The organism is Hyphomonas sp. (assembly GCF_022844445.1).
In the GTDB taxonomy this organism is placed as follows: Bacteria; Pseudomonadota; Alphaproteobacteria; order Caulobacterales; family Hyphomonadaceae; genus Hyphomonas.
Genome location: NZ_JALHLS010000001.1, coordinates 290584 through 307673, shown reverse-complemented (window position 1 = coordinate 307673; position 17090 = coordinate 290584). Strand labels below are relative to the sequence as shown.

General features: G+C 63.7%; 15 protein-coding genes. 14 read left to right on the top strand and 1 reads right to left on the bottom strand.

Annotated features, from left to right (window positions below):
- Positions 1-38: 38 nt before the first annotated feature.
- Both Q0C17_RS01660 and Q0C17_RS01655 read left to right on the top strand, forming a co-directional pair.
- Positions 39-1496: an AMP-binding protein gene (locus Q0C17_RS01660; RefSeq protein WP_291200332.1), complete on the top strand. Its 1458-nt coding sequence runs from the start codon at positions 39-41 to the stop codon at positions 1494-1496.
- A gap of 52 nt (positions 1497-1548) precedes the next feature.
- Positions 1549-2553: an NAD(P)-dependent alcohol dehydrogenase gene (locus Q0C17_RS01655; RefSeq protein ID WP_291200328.1), complete on the top strand. Its 1005-nt coding sequence runs from the start codon at positions 1549-1551 to the stop codon at positions 2551-2553.
- A 37-nt stretch (positions 2554-2590) separates the two neighbouring features.
- Here Q0C17_RS01655 and Q0C17_RS01650 read toward each other — a convergent pair whose 3' ends face one another.
- Positions 2591-4195 carry a sodium:alanine symporter family protein gene (locus Q0C17_RS01650; RefSeq protein WP_291200325.1) on the bottom strand — a complete coding sequence of 535 codons (1605 nt, stop codon included), beginning with the start codon at positions 4193-4195 and terminating at the stop codon, positions 2591-2593.
- A gap of 145 nt (positions 4196-4340) precedes the next feature.
- On the opposite strand from Q0C17_RS01650, the gene miaB reads away from it, so the two are divergent.
- From miaB to infB, 12 genes are all read left to right on the top strand, one after another.
- Positions 4341-5717 carry a tRNA (N6-isopentenyl adenosine(37)-C2)-methylthiotransferase MiaB gene (gene miaB, locus Q0C17_RS01645; RefSeq protein WP_291200322.1) on the top strand — a complete coding sequence of 459 codons (1377 nt, stop codon included), beginning with the start codon at positions 4341-4343 and terminating at the stop codon, positions 5715-5717.
- Positions 5714-6700, top strand: a complete 987-nt coding sequence (locus Q0C17_RS01640; RefSeq protein WP_291200318.1) for a PhoH family protein — start codon at positions 5714-5716, stop codon at positions 6698-6700. The genes miaB and Q0C17_RS01640 overlap by 4 nt, the downstream gene beginning before the upstream one ends.
- Before the next feature lie 8 nt (positions 6701-6708).
- Positions 6709-7176 (top strand): rRNA maturation RNase YbeY, encoded by a 468-nt coding sequence (gene ybeY / locus Q0C17_RS01635; protein ID WP_291200315.1) that lies wholly within the window; start codon positions 6709-6711, stop codon positions 7174-7176.
- A complete protein-coding gene (locus tag Q0C17_RS01630; RefSeq protein ID WP_291200312.1) occupies positions 7169-8029 on the top strand; it encodes a transporter associated domain-containing protein in 861 nt (286 codons plus the stop codon). The genes ybeY and Q0C17_RS01630 overlap by 8 nt, the downstream gene beginning before the upstream one ends.
- 7 nt (positions 8030-8036) lie before the next feature.
- The gene (lnt, locus tag Q0C17_RS01625; protein ID WP_291200309.1) at positions 8037-9680 is read left to right on the top strand and encodes an apolipoprotein N-acyltransferase; all 1644 of its coding nucleotides are present in this window, start codon (positions 8037-8039) and stop codon (positions 9678-9680) included.
- Between the two features lie 44 nt (positions 9681-9724).
- Positions 9725-10150, top strand: a complete 426-nt coding sequence (locus Q0C17_RS01620; RefSeq protein ID WP_291200306.1) for a helix-turn-helix domain-containing protein — start codon at positions 9725-9727, stop codon at positions 10148-10150.
- 12 nt (positions 10151-10162) lie between these two features.
- On the top strand, positions 10163-10864 hold the full coding sequence (gene trmB, locus Q0C17_RS01615; protein WP_291200303.1) for a tRNA (guanosine(46)-N7)-methyltransferase TrmB: 702 nt from the start codon (positions 10163-10165) through the stop codon (positions 10862-10864).
- Positions 10865-11047: 183 nt separating this feature from the next.
- The gene (locus Q0C17_RS01610) at positions 11048-11257 is read left to right on the top strand and encodes a cold-shock protein (protein ID WP_291200300.1); all 210 of its coding nucleotides are present in this window, start codon (positions 11048-11050) and stop codon (positions 11255-11257) included.
- A gap of 190 nt (positions 11258-11447) precedes the next feature.
- Entirely contained in the window at positions 11448-12044 is a 597-nt protein-coding gene (gene rimP, locus Q0C17_RS01605) for a ribosome maturation factor RimP (protein ID WP_291200297.1), read from the top strand.
- Complete coding sequence (gene nusA / locus Q0C17_RS01600; protein ID WP_291200294.1) at positions 12041-13810, top strand: transcription termination factor NusA; 1770 nt, start codon at positions 12041-12043, stop codon at positions 13808-13810. Before rimP ends, nusA begins: the two co-directional genes overlap by 4 nt.
- Positions 13785-14468: an RNA-binding protein gene (locus Q0C17_RS01595; RefSeq protein ID WP_291200290.1), complete on the top strand. Its 684-nt coding sequence runs from the start codon at positions 13785-13787 to the stop codon at positions 14466-14468. Before nusA ends, Q0C17_RS01595 begins: the two co-directional genes overlap by 26 nt.
- Before the next feature lie 55 nt (positions 14469-14523).
- Positions 14524-17088 (top strand): translation initiation factor IF-2, encoded by a 2565-nt coding sequence (gene infB / locus Q0C17_RS01590; RefSeq protein WP_291200287.1) that lies wholly within the window; start codon positions 14524-14526, stop codon positions 17086-17088.
- Positions 17089-17090 lie beyond the last annotated feature (2 nt).

Here is a 17090-nt window from a genome sequence, read left to right as displayed (position 1 = left end):
CACGACACGGAAAAAAGAAGAATAAAGGGGAGAGATATATGGCCACCATTTCACTGTCGCGGATCATTGCGCACTGGACGGCCATACAGCCTGGGCGCAAGGCGCTCAGCCATGAAGGGCGCGATGTAACGTGGGCCGAACTGGAGGCGCGCACCAACCGGCTCGCGCGCGCCTATCAGGCGTTTGGCGTGAAGCCGGATGACTTCGTCACGATCGCCCTGCCGAACGGCATCGAGTTCTTCGAGGCGTGCCTTGCCACCTGGAAAGCCGGCGCCACGCCACAGCCGGTCTCCTCCCGCCTGCCGAAGTTCGAGCGTGACCAGATTGTCGAGGTCGGCACGCCGAGCCTCGTAGTCGGCGTTGATGCTGGTGAGTATGCGCCGATTGCCTGCCTGCCGATTGGCTACGAACCGGACGCCGCGCTCTCCGATGCACCGCTCCTGGAAGTCACCGCCGCAAGCTACAAGGCGATGACCTCGGGCGGCTCGACCGGCCGGCCAAAACTCATCGTCTCGAAACAGCCCGCCGCCACGGATCCGGACTTACCGCTGCTCGAAATTCCGCAACAGGGCTGCATGCTCATTCCGGGCCCGCTCTACCACAATGGCCCATTCCTCTGGGCGATGACCGCCCTGTTCAAGGGGTGCAGTGTCATCGTTACTACCCGCTTCGATGCGGAAGAGACCCTGCGCCTCATCGAGGCGCATAAAGTGGATGTCATCTATACTGTGCCGACCATGATGCGCCGCATCTGGGCGCTGCCCGATGAAGTCCGTACGCGGTACGACCTCTCCAGTCTGAAGGCGCTCTGGCACCTCGCTGCGCCGTGTCCGCCCTGGCTGAAAGAGTGCTTCATCGAGTGGCTCGGCCCGAAAGTGATCTGGGAACTCTATGGAGGCACGGAGGGGCAGGGCTCCACCACCATTCAGGGTACGGACTGGTTGACCCACAAGGGCTCGGTAGGTCGCCCGGTCGAGACCTGCGAGATGAAGGTCGTTGGCGAGGATGGCCAAACCCTCCCGCCCGGCGAGGTCGGCGAGGTTTTTATCCGCCCGCTCGCGGGCGCCGGCACGACTTATCGCTATATCGGCGCCGAAGCTAAATCCATTGAAGGCGGCTGGGAAAGCCTCGGCGACATGGGCTGGATGGACGCAGAAGGTTTTCTCTATCTCACGGATCGCTTGTCCGACATGATCCTGGTCGGCGGCGCTAACATCTATCCCGCCGAAGTCGAGGCTGCGATTGATGCCTTCCCTGGCGTGCGCTCCTCCGCCGTTATCGGCTTGCCGGACGAGGACATGGGCGCGCGCCTGCACGCCGTGATCGACCGCCCGGAAGGCCCCGCCGACCCGAAAGCGATGGAGGCCCATCTCGCCGAACGGCTCGTGCGCTACAAGGTGCCGAAGAGTTTCGAGTATGTGCAAGAGCCCGTCCGCGACGATGCCGGCAAGGTTCGCCGGAAGGCCCTAAGGGAAGCCCGCCTCGCGGCGACTTGACTTCCCTTAGGGCGGCATCCCTCCCGTGGAAGAAACACGGGAGGACCGAACCATGAAAGTTGCAGCCGTCAAGAAACCGGGTGGCCTGGGAAACCTCGTCATCGAGACACGCCCTGATCCGAAGCCGAAGGCCGGCGAAGTGCTGGTGCGCGTGCGCGCCAGTTCGCTGAACTATCACGACTTCATCGTCGCACTCGGTGGCATCCCTACGCCCGATGGCCGGATTCCCATGTCGGACGGCGCCGGCGAAGTCGTCGCTGTGGGCGAAGGCGTCACCAAATGGAAAGTCGGCGACAAGGTCATCTCGCTCTTCTTCCCCAGCTGGCAATCCGGCCAGATAGAAGCCGCAGGCTTTGCCAGCGTGCCGGGTGACGGCGCAGACGGCTTTGGCGCAGAACTTGTCGCGGCGCCGGAAACCTCGTTCACCCGAATGCCGGCCGGCTGGACCTTTGACGAAGCCGCCACGCTCCCCTGCGCGGCGCTCACCGCCTGGCGCGGTATGTATGTCGAGACCAAGACGAAGCCCGGCGACTGGGTCCTTGTGCAGGGCACCGGCGGCGTCTCGATCTTCGCGTTGCAGTTCGCCAAGGCGACCGGCGCGCGCGTCATCGCCACCTCGTCTTCAGAAGCCAAACTCGAGAAGCTCCGCGCCCTCGGCGCTGACCATGTAATCAACTACAAGGAGGTGCCGGACTGGGGTAAGAAGGCCTTCGAGCTGACCGGCGGCCGCGGCGTTGATGAGGTCGTCGAGATCGGCGGTCCGGGCACCATGGCGCAGTCGATCAATGCCTGCCGTCCGGGCGGCCACATCTCGCTGATCGGCGTACTCACCGGCGTCTCCGGAGAAGTGCCGACGGCGGCGCTGTTCTCGCGCAACATCACCGTCTCTGGCATCACGGTCGGCTCACGCCGCCATCAGGAAGACATGGTTGAAGCCATCGATGCGACGGGCTTCAAACCGGTGATCGACAGCCGCTTTCCGCTGGACCAGATCGCTGCCGCCTTTGCCCACCAGGCCAGCCAGCAGCACTTCGGCAAGATCGTCCTGACGATTTAGGCGCCCGGCCGCTTTCGGAACGACAGCGCGCGCCAGCCTATTGGGCTGGCGCGTTTGCTTGTGCGGCGGCCTTGTCCGACAATGGAATGATGCTCTCGCCGTTAGCCGTATCAGGATCTCCGTTGGCTCGGTGGATTGCAATCACGACGCCAGATAGTGCCAGGATCGCGATCAAGTTCGGAATTGCCATCGAGGCATTGGCCATATCGCCGAACATCCAGACGAAGTTCACCTGTGCCAGGGCGCCGATGAAGATTACCACGCACCAGATGTAGCGGAACGGCATGGTTGCCCATTCGCCGATGAGGTAGGTCACCGCCTGTTCGGCATAGTAAGACCAGCCGATGATCGTCGTGAAGGCGAACAGCGTCAGGCAAAGCGTCACTATCCAGCCGCCGACAGGTCCGGGAATCGCATCTGTGAAGGCGCGGTTGGTCAGCGTAGCCGGGTTAGCGTCGTGGGCCATCCAAAGGTGGGAGGTCGTCTCTGTCAGCCCCGCCGCGACCATGTCGGCATTGGCCAGCAGGTCTGGTGCCGTGCGGAAGCTACCCTCCGCCGTGATGATCACCAGCGCCGTCATGGTACAGATGATTAGCGTATCGACGAACACACCGATCATGGCGATTTCGCCCTGCGTCGCCGGGTTTTTCATTTGCGATGCCGCGTGTGCGATAGGCGCGGAGCCTTGGCCGGCTTCATTGGAGAACAAGCCCCGCGCCACGCCGAATCTGATGGCCGAAAGCACCGCATATCCTGCAAGTCCGCCGGCCGCTTGCTGCAGACCGAGCGCAGACGTGAAGATCATCGCAAACGCGTCCGGGATCTCCTGAAAGTTCAGGCCCAGAACCACGAGGCTCATCACTACATAGATCAGCGCCATCGCCGGGACGAGTTTTTCGGCTACCGTGCCGATGGATTTGATGCCGCCGACAATGATGATGAACACGCAGAGCGCCATCACGGCCCCTATGACGACCTTTGCGAGAACAAGATCAATCCCTCCGACATTGACGGACGTAAAGCTGAGCCCTTGACGGCCGATTTCAGTACCGATGGTTTCGACCAGGTTTTGCGTGATGCCGTTCGCCTGAACCATGCCCCCGGTCGCGGTCGCGGAGAAGATCGTCCCGATGCAGAACAGGATTGCGAGCCACTTCCAGTGCTTACCAAGGCCGTTGGTGATGTAGTACATAGGGCCGCCGTTCAGCCGCCCGAACTCGTCGCGCTCACGGTATTTGATTGCCAGAGAGCTTTCCGCGAAGGCGAGCGCCATGCCGAAAATGGCCGTGATCCACATCCAGAACACCGCGCCCGGCCCGCCAAGGGTGATGGCGGTCGCGACACCCACGATGTTGCCGGTACCAACCTGGCCGGACAGGGCCGTCGTCAGCGCCTGGAAAGGCGTGATGGCGCTCGGATCACCATTGCCCTTCCGGCCGGCCCATACTTCACCGATTGCAGGCACAAGCCGACGGATCGGCCGGAATCCGATCCGGAACATGAAGTAGATCCCTGTGCCCAGCAACAGGACTATGATCGGGCCAAGCGGCAAGAGGCTCTGGCCGTTCCATTCCCCGGCCCAGATGAAGCCACTGACATTGCTCACGCCTGCTTCGAATTCGGCTAAGAACTTGTCGAACATGTTGAAGGGCCTCCCCGGCCGAAAATGTCAATTCCGGGGCACCCTAACCCTGTTTGATCTTCCGTGAAGGCGCTGAATGCCGTTGCTCTTGCTGGATGGAGGAAGGTTCTTTCAGCCTGCCCCCTTTTGAGGCATAAGCCGGTCGATGACCGCTACCCCCGACGCCAAGCCGCTCAAGGGCCTGTTTATAAGGACCCACGGCTGCCAGATGAATGTCTACGACTCCGAGCGCATCCGCGATGTGCTGAAGCCGCTCGGCTACGCGCCGGTTGACGCTCCGGAAGGAGCAGACCTCGTCGTTATCAACACCTGCCACATTCGCGAGAAGGCGACCGAGAAGGTCTATTCCGAGCTTGGCAGGCTAAAGCAGATGAAACTCGCCTCCGGCGGGAAAATGACTATTGCGGTCGCCGGCTGCGTTGCCCAAGCCGAAGGCGCGGAAATCATCCGCCGTCAGCCCGCCGTGGACCTTGTCCTAGGCCCGCAGGCCTATCACAAACTTCCCGAGATGATTGCCCGTGCCAGCCGCGCTGTCGGCGACCGCCTCGAAACTGAGTTCGACACGATCGAGAAGTTCGACGCCCTGCCGAAAACCCGCGACCCGGACGGCCCCGCTGCCTTCGTCTCGGTTCAGGAAGGCTGCGACAAGTTCTGTACCTTCTGCGTGGTTCCTTACACACGCGGCGCCGAGATGTCCCGCAGCGTGGACGACATCGTGGCCGAAGTGCGCGACCTCGCCGCCAAGGGTGTGCGCGAGGTCACCCTGCTCGGCCAGAACGTCAACGCCTTTCATGGCGCCGCGCCCCGTCTCGAAGGCGGCGCAGACTGGACGCTTGGCCAACTCGTCCGTCATCTATCCAAAATCGGCGGCATTGAGCGTATCCGCTATACGACCAGCCATCCGCGCGACATGGACGCCGACCTGATCGCCGCGCACGGCGACACGGCCGCGATGATGCCTTTCCTGCACCTGCCCGTGCAGTCCGGTTCCGACCGCATTCTCAAGGCCATGAACCGCGGCCACACCGCAGACCACTACCGGGACATTATTGCCCGCGTCCGCAAGGCCCGGCCCGACATAGCGCTTGCCACCGACTTCATCGTCGGCTTTCCAGGTGAAAGCGATGCGGACTTCGAGGCGACGATGCAGCTCGCCCGCGATGTCGGCTATGCCATCGCCTATTCGTTCAAGTATTCCGCTCGCCCCGGCACGCCGGCGACCGGAATGCACGGCCATCTCAGTGAAGACGTGAAGGACGCGCGCCTGCAGGCGCTGCAGTCGCTGCTGCGCGATCAACAGACGGCGTTCAACCAGTCCTGCATCGGCCGCACGATTCCGGTGCTTGTCACCGGCAAGGGGCGCAATCCGGGACAGATGCACGGCCGCTCGCCTTATCTTCAGGCGGTCCATTTTGAGGGAACCGAAACCCAGCTCGGCGCGTTGGTCGACGTGCAGATCCTTGCGGCCAGCCTTAATTCCCTTTCCGGCGACCTGGTGCGTGTTCGCGAGACTGCTGCGTGAGCGCGAAACGCCCCCCTGCCGGAACGGCAACTTCCGATACCGTCAGCCGGGTCTACCAGGTTTCTCAGGCCGAGCGCCTGCGCGATCTGTGCGGACCGCATCACCGCCACCTTGCCCTGCTCGAAACCCGCCTCAAGCTGTACAATCTGCGCGCCGAAAGCCAGGGCGGCGGTATTCGGCTCGATGGCATGGAGGAGGGGGTCTCGGTCGCCGAAGCGGCGCTGGCCGATTTCGAGCGCCGTCTGCGCAGCGGCGCCGAGCCGACCGAGATGGAACTGGATGGCGCGCTGCAGGCCGCCCAATCGCCAGCCCAGAACTTCACCGGCTTGAAGGGCCTGCGCAAACCCGTCACCGCGATGACGCGTGGTCAGGCAAAGTATATCGAGCTGCTGACCAATGCCGACAACGCATTGATCTTCGGCGTCGGCCCTGCCGGCACCGGCAAGACCTTCCTCGCGGTCGCCACCGGCGTTGCCGAGTTGCAGGCCGGCATCCGCCAGCGCCTGATCGTTACCCGCCCCGCCGTGGAGGCAGGCGAAAAACTCGGCTTCCTGCCTGGCACGCTTGAGGAAAAGGTCGACCCCTACATGCTGCCCATCTGGGATTCGCTCCGCGAACTGATGGGTCAGGAGCAGATGGAGCGGCGCATGTCGCGCGGCGAAATCGAGGTCGCGCCGATCGCATTCATGCGCGGGCGTACTCTCAAGAATGCCTTCGTCATCGTCGACGAAGCGCAGAACACTACCGTCGCCCAGATGAAGATGGTGCTGACCCGCCTCGGGCGCGACAGCCGCATGGTCGTCACCGGCGATCCCGGCCAAGTCGACCTGCCCGGTAGCCAGACCTCCGGCCTCAAACATGCGCTTCGCATCCTTGAGCATGTCGAGGGCATCGCTGCCCATCACCTGACGGCCGCAGACGTTGTCCGCCACGGGCTCGTCAGCCGGATCATCGACGCTTACGCCGCTGCGGGCGAGAGCTGAGCCTGGCCATGATCGATGTCGCGCTTATCGTCGAAGGGAAGGACTGGTCCGCCCTCGGGGATATTGATGCCCTCAGCCGCCGAGCCTTCGCCGCCGCAGCAAAGGAAGAGCCTGCCGAAGGCCTCGTCTCCCTGCTCCTCACCGATGACGGCGAACTGCAGCAACTAAACCGGGACTTCCGCGGCAAGGACAAGCCGACTGACGTGCTTTCCTTCCCGGCCCTGCCGATGGACCGTCCGTTGCTTGGTGACATTGCGGTGGCTTATGGTGTCGCGGCCCGGGACGCCGCCGGGCAAGGCAAGACGCTGGGCAACCACCTGACCCACCTCCTGATCCATGGCTATCTTCACCTCCTCGGGCATGACCACGAGAGCCCCGCCGATGCGAGCGAGATGGAGGCCCGCGAGATCCGCGCGCTGGCCGCCCTCGGTATAGCCAATCCCTATCTCTTGAGCGACACAGGCCCAAATGAGTGATTCTGATTCTTCCGACGCCGCTTCATCCGGGCGATTACGCGGCCTCTTCGGCTTCCGGCGCAAAGCGGCGCCCCAGCCGGAGACGTCCCATGCCGCCACCGCTGCGGAAGCCGCGCCCCAGGCGATGCGCACCCGCCTCGCCGAATTCCAGAAACTGCGCGTCTACGACGTCATGGTCCCGCGCGCCGACATGAAAGCCGTCGAAGCAGGAACCGAGTTTCCGGAACTCTTGAAATTCTTCGCCGAAGTCACGCATTCGCGCCTTCCAGTCTTTCGCGAAACGCTCGATGATCCGATCGGCTTCGTCCACATCAAGGACGTTGTCAGCGAGCTGGCCAAGGATGGCCTGCCACCGAAACGCCCTCTGGAACGGCTTCACCGCGAAGTGCTCTACGTCCCTCCCTCGATGAAGCTCACCGACCTGCTCGTGAAGATGCAGGCCACTCGCATTCATCTGGCGTTGGTCGTGGACGAGTATGGCGGCACAGACGGCCTGCTCACGCTGGAAGACCTCGTTGAGGTCATCGTCGGCGACATCGAGGACGAACATGACGATGACGAGCCGATGTTCCTGCGCCGCAGTACCCGCGTCTGGGAGGTGGATGGCCGCATGGAAGTCGATGAATTTGCCGAGGAAGCCGGCGTCGATCTGGGCCTCGCCGACAGCGACGTGGAAATCGATACGCTCGGCGGCATCGCGGTGGCGCTCGCCGGTAAGGTGCCTGTGCGCGGCGAGATCCTGCGTCATCCCTCTGGTGCCGAGTTGGAAATCATGGAAGCCGACACACGCCGCATCCGGCGACTGAAACTCCGGTTGCCGGAGCCGCCCGCATCCCCGTCTCCCGAGGAGTAGAGTTTCCATGTCCACCGCTGTCCGCAGCCACGGCTTCACGGCTCTGGGGCCTCTGCACGAGTCACTCGCCCGACTGACCGGCTGGCGCGCTGCCGCCGCCGCCGCCATGTTCGGGGCGCTCGCCGCCTTTGCTTTCGCCCCTTTCCATTTCAGCGCGGTGCTCGTCATCTCGTTCACGGCGCTCGTCTGGATGATTGATGGCGCGCGCAGCCATGCCCGCTGGGGCCGACAAGTCGCACTGCGCGGCTGGGCCTTCGGCGCGGGCTTTTTCCTCGTCAGCATGCACTGGACGGCGATGCCGTTCCTCGTGAACCCGGAACAGCATCTCGCCTTTATCTGGTTGCCGCTGATCGTACTACCGGCAGGCATGGGCCTGATCTGGGGCGCCTGCGCCGCGATGGCCGGCGCTTTCTGGTCGGCCTCGCCCTCGCGTATCTTCGTCTTTGCCGCCTTCTTCGCGCTGGCCGAATGGCTGCGTGGCCATCTCTTCGGCGGCTTTCCCTGGAATGTTCCGGGCACCACATGGATTCCTGGTGGTGCGCTCTCGCAAGCCGCCTCGCTCGGCGGGGTCTACTGGCTGACCCTGCTCACCGTGTTCGTCATGGCTGCGCCGGCCGCCCTCGTCGACACGCGCGATGCCAAAGGCCTCGGCCTGCGCCTCGCGCCGTCCTTTGCCGCCGTACTTGCGCTGGCGCTCGGCTGGGCATGGGGCGCCGAGCGTACCGCCGCGCCCTCCGCGATGACTGACCAGCAGGTCGTCATTATGGATGCCGGTGTGCCGCAGGCCGACTGGGACAGGATGGAGCCCGGCGCCGTACTGGTCGAATATGTCCGTATGCTGACCTATCCAGACAGCCGCCCCGGCGACATCGTCGTCTGGCCTGAAGGCGCTGTGCCTGGCTTCCTGCTGCAGGAGTCGGACTCGCTGGACGCCATCTCCTCCTACATCGGCGAGCGCACGCTGATCGTCGGCGCCACCCGCTATGAGTGGTTCACCGAAGACACGCCCGTCTATTACAACAGCCTCGCCGTACTCGACGCTTCCGCCAACGAGACCGGCCCGATCTCGCTCTATGACAAGCACCGCCTCGTGCCGTTCGGCGAGCTTGCGGCGGTGGACTTCATCCCTTTCGGACGCGAATTCGCCTCCTTGCTACCTCCCACTACCCAGCGCCTTGCCGCTTCCGGTTTCCGGCCCGGGGCAGGGGCCACTGCCATTCAGAACGGGCGCTTGCCACCCTTCGTGGCGCTGATCTGCTACGAGGGACTGTTCCCGGAAATCACGCGCAACGCTAACCTCACCGACCGCGCGCAATGGATCGTGCTCGTCTCCAATGATGCCTGGTTCGGCGCCGGCATGGGCCCGGCCCAGCACTATGCGCAGAATCGCTACCGCGCTATCGAGACCGGCCTGCCGCTCGTGCGCGCGGCCAACCGCGGCGCCTCAGGCATCGTCGATGGCTATGGCCGCGAGACGATGCGCACCCTGCCGGCCGAGACCGCGCCCGAAGGCTGGTCGACCACCTATGGCCGCGACCGCATCCCGGAACCGGCACCGGTGACCGTGTTCCAGACGCGCCTGGGCGCCGGGCTTTTCTGGTTCAGCCTGTGCCTGTTTGCGCTACTGGCCTTCCTTACCTGGAGGCGTTAAGTCCTTGGGGAAAGCCCAGGCACCGGAAGAGGATCGGGTTGACGATGACGGACAGCAAACTTCCGAGCGGCATTGACCGCGTCGTCGGCCAGCGCATCCGGTGGCGCCGCCGGGAACTGAAGCTCACGCAGGAACGTCTCGGGGAACTCCTTGAGCTGACATTCCAGCAGGTCCAGAAGTACGAAAAGGGCGTCAACCGCGTCTCGGCCGGGCGCCTTTACGAGATCGCCGGTGTGCTCGGCGTGCCGATCAATTACTTCTTCGAAGGTGCGGAGGAATTCCTCGAAGCAGAACATGCAGAGTTCGCCGAGGATGACGAAGATCCCCACCCACCTGTGATGACCCCGGAAACGCTGGAGCTGATCTCCGCCTTCCAGAAGATTGAAGACCTGTCGCTGCGCAAGTCGCTGCTGAACACAGTGCGGGCGGCCGCCTCCGCCTTCGACCAGCGCGCCTCCGGCCCGGATTGACCGGCGCGTCTGATGGAGAACCCTGAAAAGGACGCCTTCCGGGATCGCCCGATCCGTACCTTCGGGCGAACCGGCGGGCGCGCGCTTTCGCCCCGCCAGCAACAGCTTTACGAAACCCGCCTCGACCACTGGCGCGTGCCGGATCCTGCCGGCGCGCCGCTCGATCCGCGCGGCCTGTTTCCGGCAGCCCGTGAGGTCTGGCTGGAAATCGGCTTCGGCGGCGGCGAGCATCTTGTGGCGCAGGCAAAGGCGCATCCGGGCAATGGCTTCATCGGCTGCGAGCCTTTCGTGGAAGGCGTTGCCAAGGCCATCGCCGGCATCGAGGATAACGCCCTTGCCAATGTCCGTCTGTGGCCAGATGATGCCCGTCTGTTACTTGCGGCCCTGCCAGATCGCTCGATTGCCCGTGCCTTCATCCTCTTCCCGGACCCCTGGCCGAAACGCCGCCAGCAGAAACGGCGCCTAGTGCAGCCGGATTTCGTAACCGAGCTTGTCCGCGTCCTCGCGCCCGGCGCTCGTCTGCGCTTTGCCACCGACGTCTCCAGTTACGCCGATGAGGCGCTGCTCGCCTTTCTGGGGAATGGCGAACTCGAATGGAACGCTACGCGGGCAGACGACTGGCGCCGTCCGCCCGCGGACCATGTCACCACCCGCTACGAGTCCAAGCGGCTCGGCGATTGTGACCCGATTTGGTACGATCTGATCTGCACCTGAAACTGCAGACAATCTTGACATTTTGGCCTGTTTGTGTGCCTTTAGGCCGCATCGAAACCGGTCGGTCTGAATATCAAGACCCCGTCAGACCGACGGCAATGACTTTCCCTCCCCCGCTTTCGATGGGCACCGGCACGGCACAATCCCGTGTTTGCCGCGGCCCGAACGGTAAAGGAAGGCCATATGGCAACCGGAAAAGTTAAGTGGTTCAACGACCAAAAAGGCTTCGGCTTCATCAAGCCGGACGAGGGTGGTGCAGACGTGTTCGTACACATCTCCGCCGTTGAGCGCTCGGGCCTGCGCACGCTCGCAGAAAACCAGGCGATCCAGTATGAACTGCACAAGGACGAACGCCGCGGCAAAACCTCGGCTGTCGATCTGAAAGTCCTCTAAGGCATTTTTGCTCCGTCAGGAGTGATGACGCGGCGGCTGGAGCAATCCAGCCGCCGTATTCGTTCCGGTCAGCAACCCTCTCGACAAAGGGCAAAACTGCGACTATCTAGCCGCCAAGTCGAAATATATCGGCGGCGGGTCCGGAAACGGGTCCGCCGTTTTTCTTTATCCGGGATTGCCTCGCCCTCGCATGATTGCCCTGACTGAACAGGAACGCCGCCTGCTGGACATCATCCGCCCCGTTGCGGACCGTCTCGGCATGGAAGTCGTGCGCCTTCGTGTCTCGGGCGGCCGCCGGCCCCACCTTCAGGTGATGGCTGAGAAAGCCGGCGGGGCGCCGACCGATGTCGAGGACTGCGCCCGTCTCAGCCGGGCCATGGGCCCGGTCCTGGAGGAGGCCGATCCGATCTCGGAGGCCTACATCCTTGAGGTCTCGACCCCCGGCATCGACCGGCCGCTTACCCGCCCGGGTGATTTCGGCCGCTGGGTCGGCCACGCGGTACGGATCGAACTCGCCCGCCCCATAGACGGGCGCCGCCGCTTCACTGGCACGATTGTGTCGGAAGGGGAGGACGGGGCGCATATTGAACTCGACGATGAGACCGAACTGGTCGCTGGCGTCCATGAAATGAGCCGGGCCAGCCTCGTGCTCACCGACGAACTGATCGAAGCGGCGCGCGCGGCCGGCAATTTGCCACCCCAGCCGGACGAAGATGACGATCTTGAAGGTTTCGAGATCGACGAGAGCGAAGATACAGACGAAGAAGAGACAGGAGATCTCCAATGACCACCGTAGGCGTTTCCGCCAACCGGCTTGAAATCCTGCAGATCGCCAAGGCGGTTGCGGAAGAGAAATCGATCGACCAGCGCATCGTGATCGAAGCGATGCAGGAAGCCATCGAGAAAGCCGCCAAGGCAAAATACGGCCAGGAGCATGATATCCGGGCGAAGATCGATCCAGCGACCGGCGAGCAGACGCTGTGGCGCGTGCAGACGGTCGTCGCCGAGGAGAATTTCGAGGACGAAGCGAAACAGCTTCGTCTCGCCGAAGCGAAGAAAATCGATCCCACGCTCGTCGTCGGCAGCGAACTGAAAGAAGAGCTTCCGCCCTTCGACTTCGGCCGCGTCGCCGCCCAGACCGCCAAGCAGGTCATCACGCAAAAAGTGCGCGATGCCGAGCGTGAACGTCAGTACAATGAATACAAGGACCGTGTCGGCGAGGTCATCAACGGCATCGTCAAGCGCGTCGAATATGGCCACGTCATCGTCGACCTTGGCCGAGCCGAAGGCATCATCCGCCGCAATGACGGTATCCCGCGCGAGAACTTCCAGCCGAACGACCGCGTCCGCGCCTATCTCTACAAGGTCAGCCGCGAGCTGAAGGGTCCGCAGATATTCCTGTCGCGCGCTGCGCCAGACTTCATGCGCAAACTGTTCGCGCAGGAAGTGCCGGAGGTCTACGAAGGCGTCATCCAGATCAAGGCCTGCGCCCGCGACCCGGGCTCGCGGGCCAAGATCGGTGTCATTTCGAACGATTCCTCCATTGATCCCGTCGGCGCCTGCGTTGGCATGCGTGGTGCGCGCGTGCAGGCGGTTGTCGGCGAGCTTTCGGGCGAGAAGATCGACATCATTCCGTGGAACTATGACGCCGCCACGTTCATCGTGAACGCGCTGCAGCCGGCTGAAGTCTCGAAAGTGGTACTCGACGAAGACGAGCGCCGCGTTGAGGTGGTCGTTGCCGACGACCAATTTCCGCTGGCCATTGGCCGCCGCGGCCAGAACGTACGCCTCGCCTCGCAGCTCACCGGCTGGCAGATCGACCTGATCACCGAGTCGGCCGATTCCGAGCGCTACCAGAAGGAATTCCAGGAGCGCACGGCCCTGTTCATGAAAGCTCTGGATGCGGACGAAACGCTCGCCCAGCTGCTTGCTTCGGAAGGCTTCGAGTCGGTCGAGGAGATCGCCTTCGTCGCGCCGGAAGACTTCATCACTATCGAAGGCTTCGACAAGGATGTGGCCGAAGAGCTGCAGCAACGCGCCCGTGACTTTCTCGACCAGCTGGCTGCCGAGAACGACGCTAAGCGCCGCGAACTCGGCGTCGAGGATGACGTGATGGAACTCGAAGGCATGACGCCGTCCTTCGCCGTAAAGCTCGGCGAGCAGGGTGTGAAGTCGGTCGAAGACGTCGCCGGCCTCGTGCCGGACGACATCACCGGCTATCGCGAGCCGGGCCCGGATGGAAAGCCGGTCTGGGTCGAAGGCATCCTCAAGAAGAGCGAAATGCGCAAGGATGACGCCCAGATGTTCATCATGAAGGCGCGCGTCATCGCGGGCTGGATCGAACAGGAAGCCGTCGACGCGCTGCTGGCCCAGCAGGCCGGCGACGAAGAGGCCCCTGAGCTGACCGAGGAGGAGCGCGCGCTCCTCGCCCTGGGCGAGTTGGGCAACAACAACGACGACGACGATGAGGAAGCGCTGGCTGAAGAGCTCGGTATCGACCTCGCCGACCTGCAGACGGAGGGCGGCGATGAAGAAGCCGTACCCGAGCAGTGAACCGGGTCTGATCCCCGACAATGAAGAGGCTGACGACGGCGATGCTTCGGCATCGCCGGAGCGTCAGTGCGCCGTCACGCGCGAGCGCCTCCCGAAGGAGGCGATGATACGTTTTGTTCTGTCTCCGGACAATGTGGTTGCGCCCGACATCGCCGCCCGCTTGCCGGGCAGGGGCGTCTGGGTGGCGGCTGAGCGCCGTCACGTCGACACGGCGGCTGCGAAAGGCGCGTTCGCGCGCGGCTTCAAGGGCGCCGTAACGGTGCCGGAAGGCCTGTCGGATCTGACGGAACGGCTGCTCGTGAAGCGCTGCGTGGAGCTGCTCGGCCTCGCCCGCAAGGCCGGCCTTGCCATCCAGGGCCACGACCAGGTGCGCGATGCACTGCGCGGCAAGGAACCGGCCTTCCTCCTCGAGGCCAGCGATGGTGCAGAGGATGGGCGGAACAAGGTGTATTTTCTCGCCAAAGCCATATATAGCGACGTGAAAGTGGCGGGTGCGCTCAGCGCACAGGAATTGGGCATGGCTTTCGGGCGCGACCGTGTGATACACGGCCTCGTCCGCCGGGGCGCCATCGCGAAGAACTGGGAAATCGCCTATCGGCGCCTCACCGGCTTCAGAGCGGCCCCCGAACTTGACTGGTTCCCAGAACCGGATCGGTAACGGATTTTGCCGGGGCGCATGGGCGGCCCGGCTCAGAATGTGATATGTAGGACGAATGAGCGACAGCAACGATCAAGACAATTCCGGTGGCCGCAAGCCGCTGACCGTCGTGCGGAAAACCTCCGGCACGGTGAAGCAGAGTTTCAGCCATGGCCGCTCCAAGCAGGTCGTGGTCGAGACCAAGAAACGCCGGCCGGTGACGGCGGGAGGCTCACCTGCGCCCGGACAGCAAGCCGAGACGGCCACGCCCGCCAGCGAGTCCATGGAAGCCAAGCTCGTCGCACTCGCGTCGAAGCTCGGCATCACAGTCGCCGAGCTTAAGGCCCGCCAGAAAGTCCTCGAGCAGCGTAAGTCGGAAGAGACCGCGCGCGCTAAGGATCAGGAAAAGGAAAAGGCCTCTCAGGATCGTCTGCGTACCGAACAGGAACGCAAGGCCCAGGAAGTGCGCGACCGCGATGAAGCGGAAGCCCGCCGCAAGGCCGAAGAGGAAGCCCGCAAGGTCGCAGAGGCTGCGGCGCTGGCCCGTCCGGAGCGCACCGTTGACCGGCCCGCCAAGGTCCGTCCGGCGGCAACGCCCGCTGCAGTGGTTCCGCTGGAGGAAGAAGATGCCGGCCGCGCCAAGCGCGGCGGTGGTGGCAAGCCGGTCAAGGACGACCGCGGCGCGGGAGACCGTGCCCGCGAAGCGGCGGCCCGCAGCCGCGATGCCGGCGCGCGCCGTCAGGGCAAACTGACGATCGCCTCCGCGCTCGGCGACGATGCCGATCGCCAGCGCTCGCTTGCGTCGGTTCGCCGGGCCCGCGAACGCGAACGCGAACGCAAGATGGGCGGCAGCGGAGACCGCGACAAGGTCGCCGTCGAAGTCACGCTTCCTGAAACCATCACGCTGCAGGACCTCGCCGGCCGCATGAACGAGCGCGTCGCTGACGTCGTGAAGTTCATGTTCAAGCAGGGCGAAATGCTGCGCGGCAACGATATCGTCGATGCCGACACAGCAGAGCTGATTGCCTCGGAATTCGGCCACACCGTGAAACGCGTGTCCGAAGCCGATGTAGAGATTGGTCTCGAAGGCATTGCCGATGACGATACCGACCTGCAACCGCGCGCCCCGATCGTCACGATCATGGGCCACGTCGACCACGGCAAGACCTCGCTGCTCGATGCCCTGCGCAAAACCGATGTCGTCTCCGGCGAAGCCGGCGGCATCACGCAGCATATCGGCGCATACCAGGTTCAGCTGAAATCCGGCGAGCGGATCACCTTCCTCGATACGCCGGGCCACGCGGCGTTCACCGCGATGCGCGCCCGCGGCGCCAACGCGACGGACATTGCTGTCCTCGTGGTCGCGGCCAACGACTCGGTGATGCCGCAGACGATCGAGTCCATCAATCATGCCAAGGCCGCCGGCGTCCCGATCATCGTCGCCGTCACCAAGATCGACCTTTACGATGCCAACCCGGACAAGGTGCTGACAGACCTCCTGCAGCACGACATCCAGGTGGAATCGATGGGTGGCGTGACGATGGCCATCAAGGTTTCCGCCAAGACCGGTGAAGGTCTGGACGCGCTGACCGACGCGATCTCGCTGCAGGCCGAAGTGCTCGAACTGAAAGCCAACCCGAACCGCGATGCAGACGGCGTCGTGATCGAATCGAAGCTCGACAAAGGCCGCGGTCCGGTCGCCACCGTGCTGGTCAAACGCGGTACGCTGAAGCGCGGCGACATCGTCGTGGCCGGAGCCCAGTGGGGCAAGGTGCGCGCGCTCGTCGACGAGCGCGGACAGCAGCTTGAAGGCGCAGGTCCCTCGCTGCCGGTCGAAGTGCTCGGCATGGATGGAGCGCCAGATCCGGGCGAGGCCATGGTTGTGGTTGATTCCGAATCCCGCGCCCGCGAGATCACGGAATACCGTATCCGGACAAAACGCCAGATTTCCGGCGGCGCCGGTGCGGCCGCCCGTGCTTCGCTCGACCAGCTGCTCAGCCGTCTCAAGGATGGCACGGTCGAAACGCGCGAACTGCCGATTGTTCTCAAGGGCGACGTGCAGGGCTCCGTCGAGGCGATCTCGATGTCGCTCGACAAGATCTCCACTGAAGAAGTCCGCGCCAAGGTCATCCACGGTGCTGTCGGCGGTATTTCGGAATCGGACGTGCTGCTCGCCCGGTCGTCGAACGCGCCTATCTTCGCGTTCAACGTCCGCGCCAATAAACAGGCGCGCGACCTGGCCGAACGCGAAGGCGTTGAGATCCGCTACTATTCGGTGATCTACGACCTGCTGGACGATGTGAAGTCGACGCTGTCGGGCATGCTCGCCCCGGAGAAGCGCGAAACCTTCCTCGGCTATGCCGACATCCTGGAAGTCTTCAACATCACGAAGGTCGGCAAGGTTGCCGGCTGCCGGATATCCGAAGGCAAGGTCTTGCGTGGTTGCGGTGTGCGCCTGCTGCGCGAGAACGTCGTCATCCACGAAGGCAAGCTCAAGACGCTCAAGCGCTTCAAGGACGAAGTGTCGGAAGTCAACGCCGGCATGGAGTGCGGCATGGCCTTCGAACGCTACGAAGACATCCGCGTCGGCGACAAGATCGAGTGCTTCCAGGTCGAGGAAATCGCAAGGACGCTGGCCTAGAT